This is a genomic window from Paracoccus sp. PARArs4 (genome assembly GCF_947311865.1).
Classification (GTDB): domain Bacteria; phylum Pseudomonadota; class Alphaproteobacteria; order Rhodobacterales; family Rhodobacteraceae; genus Paracoccus; species Paracoccus zeaxanthinifaciens.
Window position 1 is genome coordinate 237,596 of the sequence record NZ_CAMZMW010000001.1, and the last position, 19,973, is coordinate 257,568.

At 67.3% G+C, this 19,973-nt stretch carries 21 protein-coding genes; 9 read left to right on the forward strand and 12 right to left on the reverse strand.

Annotated features, from left to right (window positions below; genetic code table 11):
• Positions 1 to 5 precede the first annotated feature (5 nt).
• The 3 genes from hisB (at position 6) to ade (ending at position 2,990) form a co-directional block, all read left to right on the forward strand.
• Complete coding sequence (gene hisB / locus QMZ16_RS01240; RefSeq protein ID WP_022707529.1) at positions 6 to 593, forward strand: imidazoleglycerol-phosphate dehydratase HisB; 588 nt, start codon at positions 6 to 8, stop codon at positions 591 to 593.
• The gene (hisH, locus tag QMZ16_RS01245) at positions 593 to 1,222 is read left to right on the forward strand and encodes an imidazole glycerol phosphate synthase subunit HisH (RefSeq protein WP_282601796.1); all 630 of its coding nucleotides are present in this window, start codon (positions 593 to 595) and stop codon (positions 1,220 to 1,222) included. The genes hisB and hisH overlap by 1 nt, the downstream gene beginning before the upstream one ends.
• A 73-nt stretch (positions 1,223 to 1,295) precedes the next feature.
• Positions 1,296 to 2,990: an adenine deaminase gene (gene ade, locus QMZ16_RS01250; RefSeq protein ID WP_282601797.1), complete on the forward strand. Its 1,695-nt coding sequence runs from the start codon at positions 1,296 to 1,298 to the stop codon at positions 2,988 to 2,990.
• Here the strand turns inward: ade and QMZ16_RS01255 are convergent.
• On the reverse strand, positions 2,987 to 3,571 hold the full coding sequence (locus QMZ16_RS01255) for a d(CMP) kinase (RefSeq protein ID WP_282601798.1): 585 nt from the start codon (positions 3,569 to 3,571) through the stop codon (positions 2,987 to 2,989). The two genes, ade and QMZ16_RS01255, sit on opposite strands and share 4 nt — an antisense overlap.
• A 182-nt stretch (positions 3,572 to 3,753) precedes the next feature.
• Between QMZ16_RS01255 and QMZ16_RS01260 the strand changes: the two genes are divergently transcribed.
• Positions 3,754 to 4,524, forward strand: a complete 771-nt coding sequence (locus tag QMZ16_RS01260; RefSeq protein WP_282601799.1) for a helix-turn-helix transcriptional regulator — start codon at positions 3,754 to 3,756, stop codon at positions 4,522 to 4,524.
• Between the two features lie 192 nt (positions 4,525 to 4,716).
• Here the strand turns inward: QMZ16_RS01260 and tsf are convergent, their stop codons facing one another.
• The gene (gene tsf, locus QMZ16_RS01265) at positions 4,717 to 5,595 is read right to left on the reverse strand and encodes a translation elongation factor Ts (RefSeq protein ID WP_022707534.1); all 879 of its coding nucleotides are present in this window, start codon (positions 5,593 to 5,595) and stop codon (positions 4,717 to 4,719) included.
• 84 nt (positions 5,596 to 5,679) lie between these two features.
• A complete protein-coding gene (rpsB, locus tag QMZ16_RS01270; protein WP_022707535.1) occupies positions 5,680 to 6,447 on the reverse strand; it encodes a 30S ribosomal protein S2 in 768 nt (255 codons plus the stop codon).
• Between the two features lie 246 nt (positions 6,448 to 6,693).
• Between rpsB and eda the strand changes: the two genes are divergently transcribed.
• Positions 6,694 to 7,338 carry a bifunctional 4-hydroxy-2-oxoglutarate aldolase/2-dehydro-3-deoxy-phosphogluconate aldolase gene (eda, locus tag QMZ16_RS01275; RefSeq protein WP_282601800.1) on the forward strand — a complete coding sequence of 215 codons (645 nt, stop codon included), beginning with the start codon at positions 6,694 to 6,696 and terminating at the stop codon, positions 7,336 to 7,338.
• Here the strand turns inward: eda and xseA are convergent.
• On the reverse strand, positions 7,335 to 8,900 hold the full coding sequence (xseA, locus tag QMZ16_RS01280) for an exodeoxyribonuclease VII large subunit (protein WP_282601801.1): 1,566 nt from the start codon (positions 8,898 to 8,900) through the stop codon (positions 7,335 to 7,337). The two genes, eda and xseA, sit on opposite strands and share 4 nt — an antisense overlap.
• 62 nt (positions 8,901 to 8,962) lie before the next feature.
• On the opposite strand from xseA, the gene purD reads away from it, so the two are divergent.
• The gene (gene purD, locus QMZ16_RS01285) at positions 8,963 to 10,219 is read left to right on the forward strand and encodes a phosphoribosylamine--glycine ligase (protein ID WP_282601802.1); all 1,257 of its coding nucleotides are present in this window, start codon (positions 8,963 to 8,965) and stop codon (positions 10,217 to 10,219) included.
• A 36-nt stretch (positions 10,220 to 10,255) separates the two neighbouring features.
• Here purD and QMZ16_RS01290 read toward each other — a convergent pair whose 3' ends face one another.
• Complete coding sequence (locus tag QMZ16_RS01290) at positions 10,256 to 11,272, reverse strand: ribose-phosphate pyrophosphokinase (RefSeq protein WP_028725829.1); 1,017 nt, start codon at positions 11,270 to 11,272, stop codon at positions 10,256 to 10,258.
• An 81-nt stretch (positions 11,273 to 11,353) separates the two neighbouring features.
• On the opposite strand from QMZ16_RS01290, the gene QMZ16_RS01295 reads away from it, so the two are divergent.
• Positions 11,354 to 11,953 carry a 2-hydroxychromene-2-carboxylate isomerase gene (locus QMZ16_RS01295; protein ID WP_282601803.1) on the forward strand — a complete coding sequence of 200 codons (600 nt, stop codon included), beginning with the start codon at positions 11,354 to 11,356 and terminating at the stop codon, positions 11,951 to 11,953.
• Positions 11,950 to 12,714: an alpha/beta fold hydrolase gene (locus tag QMZ16_RS01300; RefSeq protein ID WP_282601804.1), complete on the forward strand. Its 765-nt coding sequence runs from the start codon at positions 11,950 to 11,952 to the stop codon at positions 12,712 to 12,714. Before QMZ16_RS01295 ends, QMZ16_RS01300 begins: the two co-directional genes overlap by 4 nt.
• Positions 12,715 to 12,717: 3 nt before the next feature.
• Here QMZ16_RS01300 and QMZ16_RS01305 read toward each other — a convergent pair whose 3' ends face one another.
• The 7 genes from QMZ16_RS01305 to QMZ16_RS01335 all read right to left on the reverse strand — a co-directional run bounded on the left by QMZ16_RS01305 (position 12,718) and on the right by QMZ16_RS01335 (position 19,156).
• Positions 12,718 to 13,065, reverse strand: a complete 348-nt coding sequence (locus QMZ16_RS01305; protein WP_028725830.1) for an H-type lectin domain-containing protein — start codon at positions 13,063 to 13,065, stop codon at positions 12,718 to 12,720.
• A 108-nt stretch (positions 13,066 to 13,173) separates the two neighbouring features.
• Positions 13,174 to 13,623: a F0F1 ATP synthase subunit epsilon gene (locus QMZ16_RS01310; RefSeq protein ID WP_022707543.1), complete on the reverse strand. Its 450-nt coding sequence runs from the start codon at positions 13,621 to 13,623 to the stop codon at positions 13,174 to 13,176.
• 9 nt (positions 13,624 to 13,632) lie between these two features.
• Positions 13,633 to 15,057: a F0F1 ATP synthase subunit beta gene (gene atpD / locus QMZ16_RS01315; protein ID WP_022707544.1), complete on the reverse strand. Its 1,425-nt coding sequence runs from the start codon at positions 15,055 to 15,057 to the stop codon at positions 13,633 to 13,635.
• Between the two features lie 23 nt (positions 15,058 to 15,080).
• Positions 15,081 to 15,953: a F0F1 ATP synthase subunit gamma gene (locus QMZ16_RS01320; RefSeq protein ID WP_022707545.1), complete on the reverse strand. Its 873-nt coding sequence runs from the start codon at positions 15,951 to 15,953 to the stop codon at positions 15,081 to 15,083.
• Between the two features lie 12 nt (positions 15,954 to 15,965).
• Positions 15,966 to 17,501: a F0F1 ATP synthase subunit alpha gene (gene atpA, locus QMZ16_RS01325; RefSeq protein ID WP_022707546.1), complete on the reverse strand. Its 1,536-nt coding sequence runs from the start codon at positions 17,499 to 17,501 to the stop codon at positions 15,966 to 15,968.
• Positions 17,501 to 18,061, reverse strand: coding sequence for a F0F1 ATP synthase subunit delta (locus QMZ16_RS01330; protein WP_028725831.1), 561 nt, complete (start codon positions 18,059 to 18,061; stop codon positions 17,501 to 17,503). The genes atpA and QMZ16_RS01330 overlap by 1 nt, the downstream gene beginning before the upstream one ends.
• Positions 18,062 to 18,370: 309 nt before the next feature.
• A complete protein-coding gene (locus tag QMZ16_RS01335; protein WP_282601805.1) occupies positions 18,371 to 19,156 on the reverse strand; it encodes a methyltransferase domain-containing protein in 786 nt (261 codons plus the stop codon).
• A gap of 57 nt (positions 19,157 to 19,213) precedes the next feature.
• Here QMZ16_RS01335 and gloB point away from each other — a divergent pair, with 57 nt between their 5' ends.
• A complete protein-coding gene (gene gloB / locus QMZ16_RS01340) occupies positions 19,214 to 19,960 on the forward strand; it encodes a hydroxyacylglutathione hydrolase (RefSeq protein ID WP_282601806.1) in 747 nt (248 codons plus the stop codon).
• The last annotated feature ends 13 nt before the right edge of the window (positions 19,961 to 19,973 follow it).

Below are 19,973 nucleotides of genomic sequence, written 5' to 3' on the forward strand. Positions count from 1 at the left end.
ACCCCATGCGTCAGGCGACGATCACCCGCACCACTGCCGAGACGAAGATCGAGGTCACGCTGAACCTCGACGGCACCGGCGTCTATGACAACAAGACCGGCGTGGGCTTCTTCGATCACATGCTGGACCAGCTGGCACGCCATTCGCTGATCGACATGACGATCCGCGCGACGGGCGACCTGCATATCGACGACCACCACACGGTCGAGGATACCGGCATCGCCATCGGCCAGGCGCTGGTCGCGGCGCTTGGCGACAAGACGGGCATCCGCCGCTATGGCCGGTTCCACCTTGCGATGGACGACGCGCAGGTCGCCTCGGCGCTGGACCTGTCGGGCCGCGCCTTCCTGGTCTGGAACGTCGATTTCCCGACCGAGAAGATCGGCAGCTTCGACACCGAACTGGTGCGCGAATTCTTCCAGGCGCTGTCCACGCATGGCGGCATCACGCTGCATGTGGACCGCATCCACGGGATCAACAGCCACCACATCGCCGAGGCCGCTTTCAAGTCCGTCGCCCGCGCCCTGCGCGAGGCGGTCGAGCCCGATCCCCGCATGGCGGGCGTCCTGCCCTCGACCAAGGGGGCGCTGTGATGCGGGTCGCACTGGTCGATTACGACAGCGGGAACCTGCATTCGGCGGAAAAGGCGTTCCAGAAGATGGGCCGCGACATCGGCGCCGAGGTGATCGTCACCTCGGACCCCGATACCGCGCTGAAGGCCGATCGGATCGTGCTGCCGGGCGACGGGGCATTCCCCGCCTGCCGCACCGCCCTTGGCGAGGTGGACGGCATGGCCGAGGCCCTGCGCGAGGCGGTGCTGGTTCAGGGCAAGCCCTTCATGGGCATCTGCGTCGGCATGCAGATGCTGGCCTCGACCGGGCACGAATATCGCCGGACCCCCGGCCTCGACTGGATCGGAGGAGAGGTCGTGGCCATCGACGCGCCGGGCCTCAAGGTGCCGCATATGGGCTGGAACGACCTGGTGGTCGATCACCCGCACCCGGTGCTGGACGGCATCCGCACGGGCGATCACGCCTATTTCGTCCACAGCTGGCATTTCCGCGTGACCGATCCGGCGCATCTGCTGGCCCATGCCGAATATGGCGGGCCGGTGACGGCGGTCGTGGGGCGCGACAACATCGTGGGCACGCAGTTCCACCCCGAGAAGTCGCAGGATATCGGGCTGCGCCTGATCGCCAATTTCCTGCGCTGGAACCCCTGAGGCGCCCGCGGGGGCTGGACGCGGCCCCCGCATTCCGGTTTGTTGGCGCCTTCGATTCAGCAAGGATGACGACATGGACGATCTGGAACGCCGCATCGCGCAGGCCCGGGGTGACATGCAGGCCGATCTGGTCCTGCGGGGCGGGCGCGTTCTGGACCTGATCACGGGCGAGCTGCTGGAAGGCGATGTCGCGATCTGCGGCGACCGGATCGCGGGCATCGCCGCCGATTACGACGGCGCGCAGGTGATCGACGTGTCCGGCATGGTGCTGGTCCCCGGCTTCATCGACACGCATCTGCATGTCGAAAGCAGCCTGGTCACGCCCTTCGAATTCGACCGCTGCGTGACCCCGCGCGGCGTCACCACCGCCATCTGCGACCCGCACGAGATCGCGAATGTCATCGGCCTCGACGGCATCCGGTATTTCCAGGACGCATCGGCGCATCTGCTGATGGACCTGCGCGTGCAGCTGTCCAGCTGCGTCCCCTCGACCGAGATGGAGACCGCCGGCGCGCGGATCGAGGCCGATGATCTGGCGCAGGTGATGAACCACCCCTCGGGGATCGGGCTGGCCGAGTTCATGAACTATCCCGGCGTGATCCATCGCGATCCGGCGGCGATGGCCAAGCTGCGCCTGTTCGCGGGCGGTCATGTCGACGGGCATTGCCCGCAGCTTCTGGGCCGCGACCTGAACGCCTATGTCGCCGCCGGCATCCGCACCGAGCACGAGGCCACCACCGCCAAGGAGGCGCGCGAGAAGCTGCAGAAGGGCATGCGCGTGCTGATCCGCGAAGGCTCGGTCAGCAAGGACCTGGAGGCGCTGGCGCCCCTGCTGAGCGAACGCACCAGCCCCTACATGTGCCTGTGCACCGACGACCGGAACCCGCTGGACATCGACGAGCACGGGCATCTGGACTACATGATCCGCCGCCTGATCGCGCGGGGCGTGCCCCCGCTTGCGGTCTATCGCGCGGCCAGCCTGTCGGCGGCCGAGGCGTTCGGACTGAAGGATCGCGGCCTGATTGCGCCAGGGCTGCGCGCCGACATCGTGGCGATGCCCGACCTGGACGACTGCCGCGCCTCGCTGGTGATCGCGGGCGGGCGCATGGTCGATGACACGGCGCTTGGCGCGCGCGGTCATGTCGCCGCGCCGGGCCGCGGATCGGTCAAGGCGCCGTCGCTGTCGGCACGCGATTTCCGCTGCAGCGGCAATGCCGAGGAGACGCCGGTGATCGGCATCCTCGAAGGCAAGATCATCACCGAACACCTGACCCACCGCATCGCACCGGTCGATGGCGACAAGCGCCCCGATGCCGACCGCGACCTGGTCCGCATCGCCGTGGTCGAGCGTCACGGCAGGAACGGCAACATCGCCACGGGCTTCGTGCAGGGCTTCGGGTTGCGGCACGGGGCCATCGCATCGACCGTCTGCCACGACCATCACAACATCGCCGTGGTGGGCATGGATTACGACGACATGGCGCTGGCCGCGAACCGCCTGTCGGAAATCGAGGGCGGCTTCGTCGTCGTCCGCGACGGGCGCGTGCTGGCCGAGCTGCCCCTGCCCATCGCGGGCCTCATGAGCCTCGATCCGTTCGAGGATGTGCGCGACCGCCTGGTCGATCTGCGCGCCGCGGCCCGCACCCTCGGCACCACGCTAGAGGAGCCCTTCCTTCAGCTGGCCTTCCTGGCCCTGCCGGTCATCCCGGCGCTGAAGATCACCGACCGCGGCATGGTCGACGTGAACCGGTTCGAGATCATCGGTTAACCGCGGGCGCGCGCGACCTCGGCGATGGCCCGTTCCACGGCCTGGTCGATGGTCAGCGCGCTGGTGTCCAGCATCACGGCATCCGGGGCCGGACGGAGGGGGGCCGCTGCGCGTTCGCTGTCGCGGCGGTCGCGCTCCTGCAGCTCGATCAGCATCTGGGCGGGGTCGGCGCCCAGCTCGGCCGCGCGGCGGGCGGCCCGCACCTCGTCCGAGGCGATGACATACAGCTTCACCCGCGCGTCCGGGCAGATGACCGAGCCGATATCGCGCCCGTCCAGCACCGCGCCCGGCTCCTCCAGCGCGAAGCGGCGCTGGAAATCGACAAGCGCCGCGCGCACCTCGGGGATCACGGCGACGCGGCTGGCGGCCTGCCCTGCCTCGGCGGTGCGCAGATCGGGCCGGTCCAGATCCTGCGGCACCAGCGCGCGCGCAGCCGCGATCGGATCGCCTCCCATCGCCCCGATCGCACGATAGAGCAGCCCCGTATCCAGGTGCCGGAACCCGAAATGCGCCGAGATCGCGCGCGAGATCGTCCCCTTACCCGAGGCTGCAGGTCCGTCGATCGCGATCGTGAAGGGCATCCGTCCATCCTTTTTCCGTCGCGCACTGATTGCCACAGCCCCCGCCTGCAGGTCCAGCGCGAAGCGCCGTGCGCTGTTGCAACAGGACGGCGTCAGGTTTGCACAATTCCTCAATTCACTTGAGTTTCAGGCCGATGGAATGCTTACTGGTCCTGTTATTTGTTTGTCGTTTCCAGGTCATTATGCTTACAGAATTCATCCAGGGCATTGTTTCGGCTGCGTCAATTAATGACGCAAATGCTTGTTTCATAAAGGCAAGCAACCATTACGGGTATCGCCTTGTCCAATATCGCGCAAGCTTCGCGACCGACATCCCCCTTCCCAGCCTGAGAGAGGCGCCGCTGCTTCTGGGCAACCTGCCCCGATCGCTGAACATGGAACTGACGGCGCAGGACCTGATCGACCGGACCATCCGGACGACCGGCGTGATCTCGGCGGCGGCCATCTCGCAGGAGCTGGGCAACCCCGCCATGTTCGAACGCCTCATCGGCGAGGGGCTGGGGCTGGTGCAGGCGATAAGCCTTTACGGGACGGTGCTGAACAGCTGCGGGGTCGTGCTGCTCTGGGCGGGCAGGCATGCATCCGAGGGGCACCTGACCGAGCTGTGGCACCAGTCCGGCCACGCGATGGAGCTGCTGGCCAACGTCCTGCACATGCGCATCGCCACCCTGTCGCGCAGCACGGCCGGTCGCGACCTGACGCCGCGCCAGCGCGAGGTGCTGCTGTGGCGATCCCTGGGCAAGACCGTGGCCGAAATCGCCGTCATCCTGGGCATCACCGTCGCCACGGTCGAAAAGCACCTGCGCCTTGCGCGCGAGAACCTGGGGGTCGAAACGACGCCGCAGGCGGTGCTGAAGGCCCATGTCACGCAGCAATTGTTCGCCCATGGCGACAGCGTGGCCAAGCAACCGCTGCTGCAGGGCAACGGTAAGGATTTCCGCCAATTGGGGTGACTGGCCTTTTCAGGCAGCATGCGCCTGTTCCGTGAGTGGTGACACGCAAGTGTCAGGAACAGGCGATGCCGGTCATGTTGCCTTTGGCTGGCATCGCCACCGGAGCATCCGTCAAATTCCGCGACACCCGAAACGCAGAATGCCGGCCCCGAAGGACCGGCATTCCCGTGTTCCGGATGGAACCCGAAGGGATCAGGCGCTGCCCAGGGTCTTGGCGACCTCGGCTGCGAAATCCTCTTCCAGCTTCTCGATGCCTTCGCCGACTTCGACGCGGGCATAGGCCTTGATCGTCGCGCCCGCTTCCTTCGCGGCTTCCGCCACGGTCAGGTCGGGGTTGATGACGAACTTCTGGCCGGTCAGCGTGACCTCTTCGAAGAACTTCTTCATGCGGCCTTCGATCATCTTCTCGATGACGGCTTCGGGCTTGCCCGATGCGCGCGCCTGCTCGGTCAGGACGTCCTTCTCGCGCTGCACCAGGGCGGCGTCGAGGTCGGTCTCGTCCAGCGAGGCGGGCGAGGTCGCGGCGACGTGCATCGCGATCTGGCGGCCGATTTCCTCGTTGCCGCCTTCTAGGCCGACCAGCACGCCGATCTTGCCCATGCCTTCGGCAGCAGCGTTGTGAACATAGTTCACGACGATCGGCGCCTCGACGGTGACCATGCGGCGCAGGGTCATGTTCTCGCCGATCTTGGCGATCGCGTCGGTCAGGATTTCCGAAACCGGCTTGCCGTCGATCTTCTCGTTCTTCAGCGCCTCGACATCGTCCACGTTCAGCGCGGCTTCCGCGATCTTGCGGACCATGTTCTGGAACTCTTCGTTCTTGCCGACGAAGTCGGTTTCCGAGTTCACTTCGACGGCAACGCCACGGCCTTCGCGCACGGCGACGGCGACCAGGCCCTCGGCGGCGACGCGGCCCGACTTCTTGGCGGCCTTGGCCAGACCCTTGGTGCGCAGCCAGTCGATGGCGGCTTCCATGTCGCCGTCATTCTCGGTCAGCGCCTTCTTGGCGTCCATCATGCCTGCGCCGGTGGTCTCGCGCAGCTCTTTCACCATAGCAGCGGTGATAGCCATGTCCGTCTCCTTGTGTTCAAGCGTTCAGGCGGGGGATATCCCCGCCTGACGACAATTCGATGAAATCGCGTGTCCGCGGGCCGATCAGGCCTGGGCTTCTTCCTCGACGGCCAGCTCTTCGGGAGCTTCTGCCAGCGAACCGAGATCGACGCCTGCGGCGCCCATCTGTGCCGACATGCCGTCCAGGGCAGCGCGGCTGACCAGGTCGCAATACAGCGAGATCGCGCGGGCCGCGTCATCGTTGCCCGGGATGATGTAGTCCACGCCATCCGGCGAGCAGTTGGTGTCGACGACGGCGACGACCGGGATGCCCAGCTTCTTGGCTTCGGCGATCGCCAGGTCTTCCTTGTTCACGTCGATGACGAACAGCAGGTCCGGCAGGCCGCCCATGTCGCGGATGCCGCCGAGGCTTGCGGTCAGCTTTTCCTGATCGCGCTCGAGCTGCAGACGCTCTTTCTTGGTCAGACCGTCGGCGCCGCCGGCCAGGGTCTCGTCGATGGCCTTCAGGCGGTTGATCGACTGGCTGACGGTCTTCCAGTTGGTCAGCGTGCCGCCCAGCCAACGGTGGTTCATGTAGAACTGCGCCGATTTCTCGGCGGCTTCGGCGATCGACTTCTGCGCCTGGCGCTTGGTGCCGACGAACAGGACGCGGCCGCCCTTGGCGACGGTGTCACGGATGACGTTCAGCGCGGCGTCCAGCATGGGGACGGTCTGCGTCAGGTCGACGATGTGGATGCCGTTGCGGTCGCCATAGATGAACTCGGCCATCCGCGGGTTCCAGCGCTGCGTCTGGTGACCATAGTGAACGCCAGCTTCGAGCAGCTGACGCATGGAGAATTCGGGAAGCGCCATATCTTGGTTCCTTTCCGGTTTGCGCCTTGGCAGGGGGTCTCAGGGCGGATGCCCCAACCGGTGGACCGCTTGCGGATTTCTCCCGCAATGGCCCTCCCCTGCCTGTGAAGTGTGTGCGCGTTACAGTCGAAACCGCGCGGATGCAAGCGCGAATCGCGCAAAGCCCGTGCATGGCGGCGCTTTCGCTTGCATCAAGCGCCCCCCCGGTCCAGTTTCGGCGCCATCATAGCAGATCCGAGGTGTATCATGACCCCCGAACAGCAATCCCAGAAGACGCGCGCGCTGTGCCAGCTGGCCCCGGTCGTCCCGGTGATCGTCATCAAGGACGCGGCCAAGGCGGCCGATCTGGCGCGTTCGCTGGTCGCGGGCGGGCTGCCCGTGCTGGAAGTCACGCTGCGTTCGGATGCCGCGCTGGATTCGATCCGCGCGATGTCGCAGGTCGCGGGCGGTCACGTCGGTGCGGGCACCGTGCTGACGCCCGACGACGCCAAGCGGGCGAAGGATGCGGGGGCCAGCTTCGCGGTCTCGCCCGGTCTGACGGACCGGCTGATCGATGCCTGCGCCGATCTTGAACTGCCCCTGCTGCCCGGTGCCGTCACCGCGTCCGAGATCATGCGCGCCGCCGATGCGGGCTTCGACATGCTGAAGTTCTTCCCGGCCGAGGCCGTGGGCGGCGCCCCTGCCCTGAAATCGCTGGCCGGTCCGCTGCCCAGGGTCAGCTTCTGCCCGACGGGCGGCGTCTCGCCCGACAACGCGACGGATTACCTGTCGCTGCCGAACGTCGTCTGCGTGGGCGGCAGCTGGATCGTGACGGAAAATGACATGAACCACGGCAACTGGTCCGCGATCGAGGGCCGCGCACGCACCGCCGCGGCCCTGCGCCGCGACTAAAGCAGGCTCTTCTGTTCGGGCGGTGCCTTGCGCCGCCCGGGCTTCGACGGGGCGGTCGCGGGGCGCGCCTCGACGCTGCCATCGTGGAACTCGACCCGGAACTGCGGCGTCTTCGCCGCCTGCGCGGCCTCGGTCAGCACACCGTCCGGGCCGTGAACGACCGCAAAGCCCCGCTTCAGCGTTTCCTTGTAGCCAAGCGTCTGGCGCATCCGGTCCAGCCGGGCCAGCGCGTCCTTGCGCCCCGCCATGTCGCGCCGCTGAGCCACCGCAAGCCGGTCGGCCAGCTGCCCCAGCTTCTGCCGCTGGTCATGCGCCGCGCGCCGCGTGGTTCCCGCGATCCGGCGCAGCGATGCCTCCAGCCGCTCGGCCAGTTGCGCCACGCGGTCGCGCGGGCGTTCCAGCCTGCGCTGGCGGGCGATGTCCAGCCGTCCGGCGGCGCGTTCCAGCCCGTGCCGCTTGGCCGCCGCGCATTGCCGCAGCGTGGCCGCCGGGATCGGCCGCGAGGCCAGCTGCTGCCGCCGCATCCGGACAAGCTGGCGCAGCGCCGGTTCCAGCCGCGCGCCCTGCAGGTCCAGCCGCTGCCGCGCCCCGTCCGTCAGGGCGGCGGGTCGGCCCATGGCGCGGGAGAGGTCGCGCAGCCGTTGACGCGGGCGCTGGATCATCTGCGTGCCGGACCGCGCCATCCGCGCCCCCGCATCGGCCAGCCGGGCCGACAGCTCGACGCGCACGGGGACCGCGATCTCGGCGGCTGCGGTGGGGGTCGGGGCGCGCCGGTCGGACGCGAAATCGATCAGCGTGGTGTCGGTCTCGTGCCCCACGGCGGAGATCAGCGGGATGCGGCTCTCGGCGGCGGCGCGCACGACGATCTCTTCGTTGAAGCCCCACAGATCCTCGAGGCTGCCGCCCCCCCGCGCGACGATCAGCAGGTCGGGCCGCGCGATCGGCCCACCCTCGGGCAGCGCGTTGAAGCCCCGGATCGCGGCGGCCACCTGGCCCGCGCAGGCCTCGCCCTGGACGGCGACGGGCCAGATCACGACATGGGTCGGAAAGCGGTCGCGCAGGCGGTGCAGGATGTCGCGGATCACCGCCCCCGAGGGCGAGGTCACGACCCCGATCACGCGCGGCAGGCTGGGCAAGGGCCGCTTGCGGTCCTGGTCGAACAGCCCCTCGGCGGCCAGCGCCTTGCGGCGCTTCTCCAGCATGGCCATCAGCGCGCCGGCGCCCGCAGGCTCGATCTGGTCCACGATCATCTGGTATTTCGACTGGCCGGGGAAGGTCGTCAGGCGACCGGTAGCGATCACCTCCATCCCCTCCTCGGGGCGGTGGGCCAGCCGTGCGGCCTGCCCCTTCCACGTCACGGCAGCCAGCACCGCACGATCATCCTTGAGGTCGAAATACAGGTGCCCCGACCCCGGACGCGACACGCGCCCGATCTCGGCCCGGACGCGGACGCGGCCGAACTGGTCCTCGATGCTGCGCTTCACCGCGCCGGACAGTTCCGACACGGTGAATTCATGGGCGTTGCTGCCCGGCTTGTCGTCGTCGTCCTCGAAAAGATCCATGCGCCTTGTTCCCTGCTTGGGGGCAGACTAGAACGCCCGCAGGTCAAGCGAAAGGGCGGCAGATGAACATCCTGATCCTGGGAAGCGGCGGGCGCGAACATGCGCTGGCATGGGCGATCCGGCAGAACCCCAAATGCGACAGGCTGATCGTCGCCCCCGGCAATGCGGGCATCGCGAATGTCGCGGAATGTGCCGTGCTGAACATCGAGAGCCGCGCCGAGGTGCTGGAATTCGCGCAGGAGAACGCGATCGACTTCGTCGTGATCGGCCCCGAGGCCCCGCTGGCCGCCGGCGTGTCCGACGCGCTGCGCGACGCGGGCTTCCTGACCTTCGGCCCCAGTCAGGCCGCAGCGCAGCTCGAGGCGTCCAAGACCTTCACCAAGGAGGTCTGCGACGCCTGCAACGCCCCGACCGCCGCCTGGGCGCGCTTCGACAACGGCTCGCAGGCCCGCGACTACGTCACCGCGCAGGGCGCGCCCATCGTGATCAAGGCCGACGGGCTGGCCGCCGGCAAGGGCGTCACCGTGGCCGAGACGGTCGAGCAGGCCCATGCCGCCATCGACGCGATCTTCGACGGCGAATTCGGCGACACCTCGGTCGTGATCGAGGAGTTCATGGAGGGCGAGGAAGCCAGCTTCTTCATCCTGTCCGACGGCACCGACTGCCTGCCCGTCGGCACCGCCCAGGACCACAAGCGCGTGGGCGAAGGCGATACCGGCCCGAACACCGGCGGCATGGGCGCCTACAGCCCCGCCCCCGTCCTGACCGAGGCGCTGCAGGAGCAGGTGATGGAGCGGATCGTCCGCCCCACCGTGGCCGAGATGGCGCGGCGCGGCACGCCGTTCCAGGGCGTGCTCTATGCCGGGCTGATGATCAAGGACGGCACGGCGCGGCTGGTCGAATACAATGTCCGCTTCGGCGATCCGGAATGCCAGGTGCTGATGATGCGCCTCGGCGCGCAGATCCTGGACCTGCTGCTGGCCTGCGCGGAAGGCGCGCTGGCCGACACCCGCGTGACCTGGGCCGACGATCACGCCATGACCGTCGTGATGGCTGCCAAGGGCTATCCGGGGGTGTACGAGAAGGGCTCGGCCATCCAGGGGCTGGAGGCGCTGGACGAGGACAGCTTCCGCATGACCTTCCACGCGGGCACCGCCCAGAAGGACGGCGCGACCGTCGCCGTGGGCGGGCGGGTCCTGACCTGCACGGGACGCGGCGAGACCCTGTCCCAGGCGCATCAGCGCGCCTATTCTCAGGTCGATGCGATCGACTGGCCCGAGGGCTTCTGCCGCCGCGACATCGGCTGGCGCGCCCTGTAAAACCGGAACGGCGCCCCGCGGGGCGCCGTTTCATTCTCAGGTGTTGTAGAGACCTTCGTAGATCGGCAGCAGGGTGTCCGTCTCGAACAGGCTGCTGACCGAGGTGCCGTTCCAGATGTTCAGGATCGCCTGCGTGAACATCGGCGCGGTCGGCACGATGCGGATATTGGGCGCGTTGCGGACGGCCTCGGTCGGCTGGATCGAATCCGTGATGACCAGCGACTTCATCACCGACTTGCTGACACGCTCGACCGCGGGGCCGGACAGGACGCCGTGGGTGATATAGGCGTGAACCTCGGTCGCGCCGTTGTCCATCAGCACCTGCGCGGCCTTGCACAGCGTTCCGGCGGTGTCGCAGATGTCGTCCACGATGATGCAGCTCTTGCCCTCGACATCGCCGATGACGGTCATTTCCGCGATCTCGCCCGCCTTCTCGCGGCGCTTGTCCACGATGGCCAGCGGTGCGCCGATCCGGGTCGCCAGTTCGCGCGCACGCGCCACGCCGCCCACATCGGGCGAGATGACCATCATGTCGTCCATGCGGCCCTTGAAGTGGTGCTGCACATCCAGCGCGAAGACCGGCGCGGCATAGAGGTTGTCGACCGGGATGTCGAAGAAGCCCTGGATCTGGGCGGCGTGCAGGTCCATCGTCAGGATGCGATCGACGCCGGCCTCGGTCAGCAGGTTCGCGACCAGCTTGGCGCTGATCGGCGTGCGGGCCTTGGCGCGGCGGTCCTGGCGGGCATAGCCGAAATAGGGGATCACGGCGGTGATCCGCGCGGCCGACGAACGCTTGAGCGCGTCGACCATGATCAGCAGTTCCATCAGGTTGTCGTTCGCCGGGTTCGAGGTCGGCTGAATGATATACATGTCCTCGCCGCGGACATTCTCGTAGACCTCCACGAAGATCTCGGCATCGTTGAACCGCTCGACGCGGGCATCGAGCAGGTTGACGCTCATCCCGCGGTGCATGGACATCCGCCGCGCGATGGCGCTGGCAAGCGGGCGGTTGGCGTTTCCGGAGATCAGCTTGGGTTCGGTCATGACGGGCATCATCGGGCCTCTGGCGAGTTCGGGCAGATTGCGGACCGCTTACCACCGCGATAGCCTGCGGCAAACCCCGAAAGGACCCCCATGGCCCATATCGACTACTATCTCGCGACGATCAGCCCCTGGTGTTACCTTGCCGGCACACGGCTGGAAGAGGTCGCGGCACGTCACGGCGCCACGATCACCTACAAGCCGCTGGACGTGATCCAGCTGTTCGACCGCACCGGCGGCGTCGGCCCCGCCAAGCGCCACCCGAACCGGCAGGAGTACCGCAACCAGGAAATCCCGCGTTGGGCCGAACATCTGGGCATGGAGATGAACCAGAAACCCGCCTTCTGGCCGGTGAACATGGCGCCGTCCTCCTATGCGGTCATCGCGGCGCAGAAGGCCGGCGGCGGCGATCTGGGCGGGCTGGTCCACGGCATCATGCGCGCCTGCTGGGCCGAGGAACGCGACATCAGCGACGACGCCGTGCTGCGCGACGTGCTGGGCGCGCATGGCTTCGATCCGAACCTGGTGGACAGCGGCCTTCTGGTCGGCGCGGAAACCTATGCCCGCAACCTCGAAGAGGCCGTGGCGGCGGGGGCCTTCGGCACGCCCTTCTACATCGTGCGCGAGACCGACCAGCGCTTCTGGGGACAGGACCGGATCGACTTCCTCGACCGGCATCTGGCCACCCTATGAGCGGCATCCACCTGCGCCACTGGCCCGGCGACGAGGATCGCCCGGGCCTTGCGCTGCACTGCATGATGGCCAGCGGGTCCTATTGGGGGCCGGTCGCGCAGGCGCTTGGCGGGCGGCTGGACCTGCGCGGCTTCGACATGCCGGGCCATGGCCGCAGCGATCCCTGGACCCCTGCCGAGGGCGATCCCGATTTCCACACCGCCGTCACGCGGATCGCGGCCAGCTTCATCCAAAGGCCGCTGGACATCATGGGCCACAGCATCGGCGCGACCGTGGCGCTGCGCATCGCCGTCGCCGCCCCCGAGGCCGTGCGCAGCCTGACCCTGGTGGAACCGGTGCTGTTCGCCGCCGCGCCCAGCCCCGAACAGGACGCGCGGGACGCCGAGATGGCGGCCATGCTGGAACGCGGGGATATCGAAGGCGCGGCGCGCAGCTTCCTGTCGGTCTGGGGCGGGCCGCAGCCGGACGCCCTGCCCGACCCGATACGCGACCAGATCGCGCTGGTCGCGGATACCGGGGACACGCTGCGCAACGATGCCGCGCGCATCCTGCGCGACGGCGGGCTGGAATCCATCGACGCGCCGGTGATGATCGTGACCGGCAACGACAGCCCCACGGTCGTCCACGACATCGCCGATGCGCTGGCCGCGCGGCTGCAGGATGTCGGACGGGCCTCGGTGCCGGGTGCGGGCCACATGCTGCCCATCACCCATCCCGATCAGCTGGCGGGACTGATCGACGTGAACCTCGACCGGGCCTGAGCGTCAGAGGATGAAGTCGTGTTCGTCCGGAAGCGCGCCGATGGCCGTCCAGCCCACGCGCATCCGGGCGATCCGCGTATCGCCCCAGGTGTGGAACACGATGTCGAAGCCCGCGGCCGTCACGTTCTCGGGGCGCAGGTCGCCGCGCTGGTTGCGGTCGCTGTCCAGGTCCCACATCGTCACCGACAGCTGAACGACGGGCGGGCGCAAAAAGCGTTCGGGAAAGTCGATATGGGCGCGGACCTCGCGGTCGCCGGTCTCGGTCCAGAAAGGCCCGCTCGTGTCGAAATCCGTCACGAGCATCTCCTGCCCCTGCAGGATCCCCAGTTCGCCAGTGTTCACACGCAGCATCTTCATTCCCCCCGGAAGCGTCGATCATGCACGCTTAACCGATTGGGTGCCATAAGAAAAAGCCCCGGCGCGAACGCCGGGGCCTTGCAATCAACCGAAGGCTGACGATCAGTCGGGCACGGTCGCCGAATTCGGGTCCAGCCCGATATGCGACCCGAGCGCCTGCATGTCGCCCAGAAGCTTGACGGCGGCGGTCACGACTTCTTCGCCGACATGCTCGCGACGGTCCTGCGCCGAGCGGTGAACCCGGTGCGCGTCGCGCATCATCTCGTCGAAGACTTCCTGCGTGACTTCCTCGCGCGGGTGACCGCGCTCTGCCAGCAGGCTGACCGAATCCGCGTTGATCTCGGCAAAGCCGCCGGTCACGGCGAATTCCTGCTGGGCGCCGTCGGCACCCACCAGAACCACCATGCCGGGACGCAGGGTCACGATCGCGGGCGCATGGCCGGGCATGGCGGTCAGATCGCCGTCATTGCCCGGCAGGCGCACCTCGCGCACGGGAACGGAGACAAGCTTCCGTTCCGGCGACACGAGGTCGAACTGCATGGTATCGGCCATATCGCCCCCTTACGCGGCTTCGGCGGCGAGACGCTCGGCTTTCGCCTTGGCCTCTTCGATGTCGCCGACCATGTAGAAGGCCGATTCCGGCAGGTGATCGTATTCACCCGCAACGACCGCCTTGAAGGACGCGATGGTCTTTTCCAGCGGGACCTGAACGCCGTCCGAACCGGTGAAGACCTTCGCCACGTCGAAGGGCTGCGACAGGAAGCGCTGGATCTTGCGCGCGCGGGCCACGGTCAGCTTGTCCTCTTCGGACAGTTCGTCCATGCCCAGGATCGCGATGATGTCCTGCAGCGACTTGTACTTCTGCAGGATGCCCTGCACGTCGCGCGCCACCTTGTAATGCTCCTCGCCGACGATCGCCGGGTCGAGGATGCGGCTGTTCGAGTCGAGCGGGTCCACGGCCGGGTAGATGCCCAGTTCCGAGATCGCACGCGACAGAACGGTCGTCGCATCGAGGTGGGCGAAGGTCGTTGCCGGTGCCGGGTCGGTAAGGTCGTCGGCCGGGACGTAGACGGCCTGGATCGAGGTGATCGAGCCGTTCTTCGTCGAGGTGATGCGTTCCTGCATCGCGCCCATGTCGGTCGCCAGCGTCGGCTGATAGCCCACTGCCGAGGGGATGCGGCCCAGAAGTGCCGACACCTCGGAACCCGCCTGCGTGAAGCGGAAGATGTTGTCGACGAAGAACAGGACGTCCGTGCCGGTGCTGTCGCGGAACTGCTCGGCCAGGGTCAGGCCGGTCAGCGCGACGCGCATGCGGGCCCCCGGAGGCTCGTTCATCTGGCCATAGACCAGCGCAACCTGCGATTCCGCCAGGTTGTCCGGCTTGATGACGCCCGATTCCACCATCTCGTGGTACAGGTCGTTGCCTTCACGGGTCCGTTCGCCGACGCCCGCGAACACCGAGTAACCCGAGTGCACCTTCGCGATGTTGTTGATCAGTTCCATGATCAGAACGGTCTTGCCGACGCCTGCGCCGCCGAACAGGCCGATCTTGCCGCCCTTGGAGTAAGGGGCCAGCAGGTCGATGACCTTGATGCCGGTCACCAGGATTTCCGAGCTGGTCGCCTGCTGGGCGAAGTCCGGCGCGGGCTGGTGGATGGCGCGGGTCTCGGTGACGGTCAGGGCGTCGCCCTCGTCCACCGGGTCGCCCACGACGTTCAGGATGCGGCCGAGCGTCGCGTCGCCGACCGGCACCGTGATCGGGCCGCCGGTGTCGCCGACCGACTGGCCACGGACCAGACCTTCGGTCGCGTCCATGGCGATGGTGCGGACGGTGTTCTCGCCCAGATGCTGTGCAACTTCCAGAACAAGCTTCTTGCCGTTGTTGTCGGTTTCCAGCGCGTTCAGAATCGCGGGCAGGTGGTTGTCGAACTGCACGTCAACGACGGCGCCGATCACCTGCGTGATTTTACCAGTGGCCTCTGCCATGTGATCACCCTCTAGCGTTACGGTCAGAGCGCCTCGGCGCCCGAAATGATTTCGATGAGTTCCTTGGTGATCGCAGCCTGACGCGAGCGGTTATACTCAGTCGTCAGACGGTCGATCATGTCGCCGGCGCTGCGCGTGGCGTTGTCCATGGCCGTCATCCGCGCGCCCTGTTCGGACGCCGCATTTTCCAGAAGCGCGGCAAAGAGCTGCGTCGCGACCGAGCGCGGCAGCAGCTCGGCCAGCAGTTCCTCTTCGCCCGGCTCGTATTCATAGAGCGCGTTCGCGGCACCGGCTTCCTCGGGCACCTCGGCGGGGATGACCTGACGTGCCGTGGGCACCTGGGCGATCACCGACTCGAAGCGGTTGAAGAAGATCGTCGCGACATCGAACTGGTCGGCGTCGAAGCGGCTCAGCAGTTCGTCCGCGATCGCACGCGCATTGTCGTAACCGATGCGCTTGACCTCCGAGAGGTCGATGTGATGCACGAACAGGCTGCCATAGTCGCGCTTCAGCTGCTCGCGGCCCTTCTTGCCGACGGTCAGGATGGCGACATCCTTGCCCTCGGCGCGAAGACGGTCGGCATGCTGGCGTGCCAGCTTGACAATCGAGCTGTTGAAGCCGCCGGCCAGGCCGCGTTCCGCGGTCATGACCACCAGCAGGTGACGCTGATCGCTGCCCGTCCCGGCCAGCAGGCGCGGTGCCCCGGCCTGGCCCGCGGCATTCGCGGTCAGGCCGGACATCACCGCAGCCATGCGGTCGGCATAGGGGCGCGCGGCCTCCGCCGCTTCCTGCGCACGGCGCAGTTTCGCGGCGGCGACCATCTGCATCGCCTTGGTGATCTTCCGCGTGTTCTTGACGCTTCCGATCCGGTTCTTGAGATCCTTGAGACTGGGCATCTATCCCCCCTCTCAGGCGCGGGTGCGGTTGTATTCGTCCAGCGCCGCCTTGATCGATTCCTCCAGTTCGCCCGCGACTTTGCGGTCGTTCCTGGTCATGTCATCCAGCAGATCGCTCTTCTGGCTGCGCAGGAAGTTGATCAGACCGTCTTCCCATTCGACGACGTCGTTGACGGGAAGGCTGTCGATGTAACCCTTCGTGCCGGCATAGATGACGATCACGATCTCGGCGTTGGTCAGCGGGCGGTACTGCGGCTGCTTCATCAGCTCGGTCAGTCGCGAACCGCGGTTCAGCAGGCGCTGCGTCGCGGCGTCGAGGTCCGAACCGAACTGGGCGAAGGCAGCCATCTCGCGGTACTGCGCCAGTTCCAGCTTCACGGGACCGGCGACCGATTTCATCGCCTTGGTCTGTGCTGCCGAACCCACGCGGCTGACCGACAGACCGGTGTTCACGGCCGGGCGGATGCCCTGGAAGAACAGTTCGGTTTCCAGGAAGATCTGGCCGTCGGTGATCGAGATCACGTTGGTCGGGATGAAGGCCGACACGTCGCCGCCCTGCGTCTCGATGATCGGCAGAGCCGTCAGCGAGCCTGCGCCGTATTCCTCGTTCAGCTTGGCCGAACGTTCCAGCAGGCGCGAGTGCAGGTAGAAGACGTCGCCCGGATAGGCTTCGCGGCCGGGCGGACGGCGCAGCAGCAGCGACATCTGGCGGTAGGCGACGGCCTGCTTGGACAGGTCGTCATAGATGATCAGCGCGTCCATGCCGTTGTCGCGGAAGTATTCGCCGATCGCGGTCGCCGAGTACGGCGCCAGGAACTGCATCGGCGCGGGGTCCGAGGCGGTCGCGGCGACGACGGTGGTGTATGCCATCGCACCGGTCTCTTCCAGCTTCTTCACCAGCTGGGCGACGGTCGAACGCTTCTGACCCACTGCGACATAGATGCAGTGAAGGGTCTTCATGCCGTCTTCTTCGCGACCGTTATAGGCGGCCTGGTTCAGGATCGTGTCCAGCGCGATCGCGGTCTTGCCGGTCTGGCGGTCGCCGATGATCAGCTCGCGCTGGCCGCGGCCGACGGGGATCATCGCGTCGACGGCCTTCAGGCCGGTCGCCATCGGCTCGTGGACCGATTTGCGCGGCATGATGCCCGGAGCCTTGACGTCGGCGACGCGACGCTCGGTCGACTCGATCGGACCCTTGCCGTCGATCGGGTTGCCCAGACCGTCGACGACGCGGCCCAGCAGGCCCTTGCCGACGGGGACGTCCACGATCGAGCGCGTGCGCTTGACGGTGTCGCCTTCCTTGATGGCGCGGTCGTCGCCGAAGATCACGACACCGACGTTGTCGGTCTCGAGGTTCAGCACCATCCCCCGGACGCCGCCCGGGAATTCCACCATCTCGCCGGCCTGCACCTTATCCAGACCGTAGACACGAGCGATACCGTCGCCGACGGACAGAACCTGACCGACTTCGGCAACTTCGGCATCCTGGCCGAAGTTCTTGATCTGCTCCTTGAGGATCGCCGAAATCTCGGCAGCCTGGATTCCCATTATCCGACCTCTTTCATGACATTCTGCAGGGAGCTGAGCTTCGAGCGGACCGAGCTGTCGATCATCTGCGAGCCCAACTTGACAATCATGCCGCCGATGAGGGTCTCATCGACGCGCGTGTTCAGCTTGACGGTCTTGCCGGTCTTTTCGGACAGCGTCGCGACCAGGCGCTGCTGCTGCTCGTCGCTCAGGGCGACGGCGCTGACGACATCGGCAGTGACCTCGCCGCGCTCGGCGGCGATCAGGTCGCCCAGACGCGCGACCAGTTGCGGCAGCACGAACAGACGGCGGTTCTTCGCCATCAGCTGCAACGTGTTCGACAGCACCGGCGACAGCCCCATCTTCGCCGCAAGGGCCGCGATGGCGCGACCCTGTTCGTCGCGGCTGTAGATCGGGCTGGAAATCAGGTCGCGCAGCTCGGCGCTGTCCTGAAGCGCTGCATCCAGATCGGCGGTCTGCTGGGCCAGGGCATCGATGCCCCCTTCGTCCTTCGCGATATCGAAGACGGCCTGCGCATAGCGTCCGGCGATGCTGTGGGACATGGAAACAGAGTTGGCCACGGTCATCCTTTACGGTTTGCGCATACCCCGCTGGCGGGCCGGCCATCGTCCGGTCTGTCGCGGGGTGCGGGTCGCGGTCGCACGGCTTTTGGAGGGCCGTCCGGAAATCACGGCTGTCTCTAGCAGCTTGCCACGGGTCGGGCAACCTTGAAGCGGCATCGCTTTCACGGTTGTGTGACGATCGCGACACTCGGCGACAACAGCGTGCAAACAGGCCCGACGGGCAGGAAAACGCGCGCTCAGGCCCCGATGGGGGCGTCGGCGTGACGCAGGGTAACGCCCCTCTTGCACATCGTGCAAAACGGGTATTTACAGCGGATGATTCTCGCGCCCGCGCGCAAGGGGCGATCCGACGGGGCGCGGACGCGCCACCCCGTCCAGGATCTCGAGCGGACTGGGAACGTGGATCTTGACGCCCGGTCCCGCCGGTGCGCGGGTCTGCTTGGCCAGCTCGACCAGGACGACACCCGCGATCAGCACCCGGCTGATGCGCGCGCCCGTCGCCTCCCAGAATTGGGCGCCACGCAGCCAGAAGCGCCGGTCGGATGGCGGGATATAGACCGCGGCCCCCTGCCATTCCGGCAAAAAGCCCGCGCGGCGCAGCTGCGTCTCGACCTGACCCGATGTGTATGACCGCCCCACGCCGAAGGGCGTGCGGTCCGTCGCGGCCCACAGGCCCGCGCGGTTCGGCACCATCACCATCATCCGCCCCCCCGGCCCCAGGCAGCGCCATGCCTCGGCCAGCAATTCGCGGGGATGCTCGCTCGTCTCCAGCCCGTGCAGCATGACGAGGCGGTCGATGCTGCCGGTCTCGACGGGCCAAGCGGTCTCGTCGCACAGGACGGAATGGTTGGGCTGCCCGGCGGGCCACCCCATCACCCCCTGCGGCCCCGGCATCAGCGCCGTCACGCGCCGCGCGGTCGGCAGATAGGGCCGCAGCATCGGCGCGGCAAAGCCGAAGCCCGCGACATTCATCCCCGTGACGCTGCGGGGCGACCACCTGCCGGTCAATCTGTCGCGCAGAATGCGTTGAACGACACGGCCAAGCGCGCGTTGGTAGTAGAACCGCCGCAGCTGGTCGATATCGTGGTGCATTGCGCGCGCCTTTCGGTTTTGACAGGCTCAGGTCAGCATAGAAGAAGGGATTTGCCAATGCCGCTGGATCTGGTGACGATCCGTTGTCTAAAGGACAACTACGCCTATCTGCTCCATGGTCCAGCCGGAACGGCCCTGATCGACGCACCCGAGGCCGCCCCCATCCTGACCGAGCTTGACGCACGCGGCTGGGGGCTGGACCTGATCCTGCTGACGCATCACCATGACGACCACATCCAGGGCGTGCCCGCGCTGGTGCAGGCGACCGGGGCCAAGGTCCTGGGCGCGGGCGCGGACAGTCACCGCCTGCCCCCGCTGGACATCGCGGTCGAGGCCGGCCGCAACTTCGATCTGCTGGGCGAGACCGCGCAGGTGATCGACGTTCCCGGCCACACGATCGGCCATGTCGCCTTCCACCTGCCCGAAAGCGGCGTGGCATTCACTGCCGACAGCCTGATGGCGATGGGCTGCGGGCGCCTGTTCGAGGGCACGCCCGACCAGATGTGGCAGGCGCTGTCGCGGCTGAATGCCCTGCCGGGGGACACGCTGATCTGTTCGGGGCATGATTACTGCGCGGGGAACGGCGCCTTTGCGCTGTCGGTCGATCCGGACAATCCCGCGCTGCACGACCGCCTGGCGGCGCTGCAGGAATCGCGCAGCCCCTGCGCCCCCGCGCCCCTGTCGCTGGAACGCGCGACCAACCCCTTCCTGCGCGTGGCCGAGCTGCGCGACAGCCTGCAGATGCCGGACGCGCCCGACGCGCAGGTCTTCGCGAAGCTGCGCCGCATGAAGGACGAGTTCTGAGCCCGCCCGACAA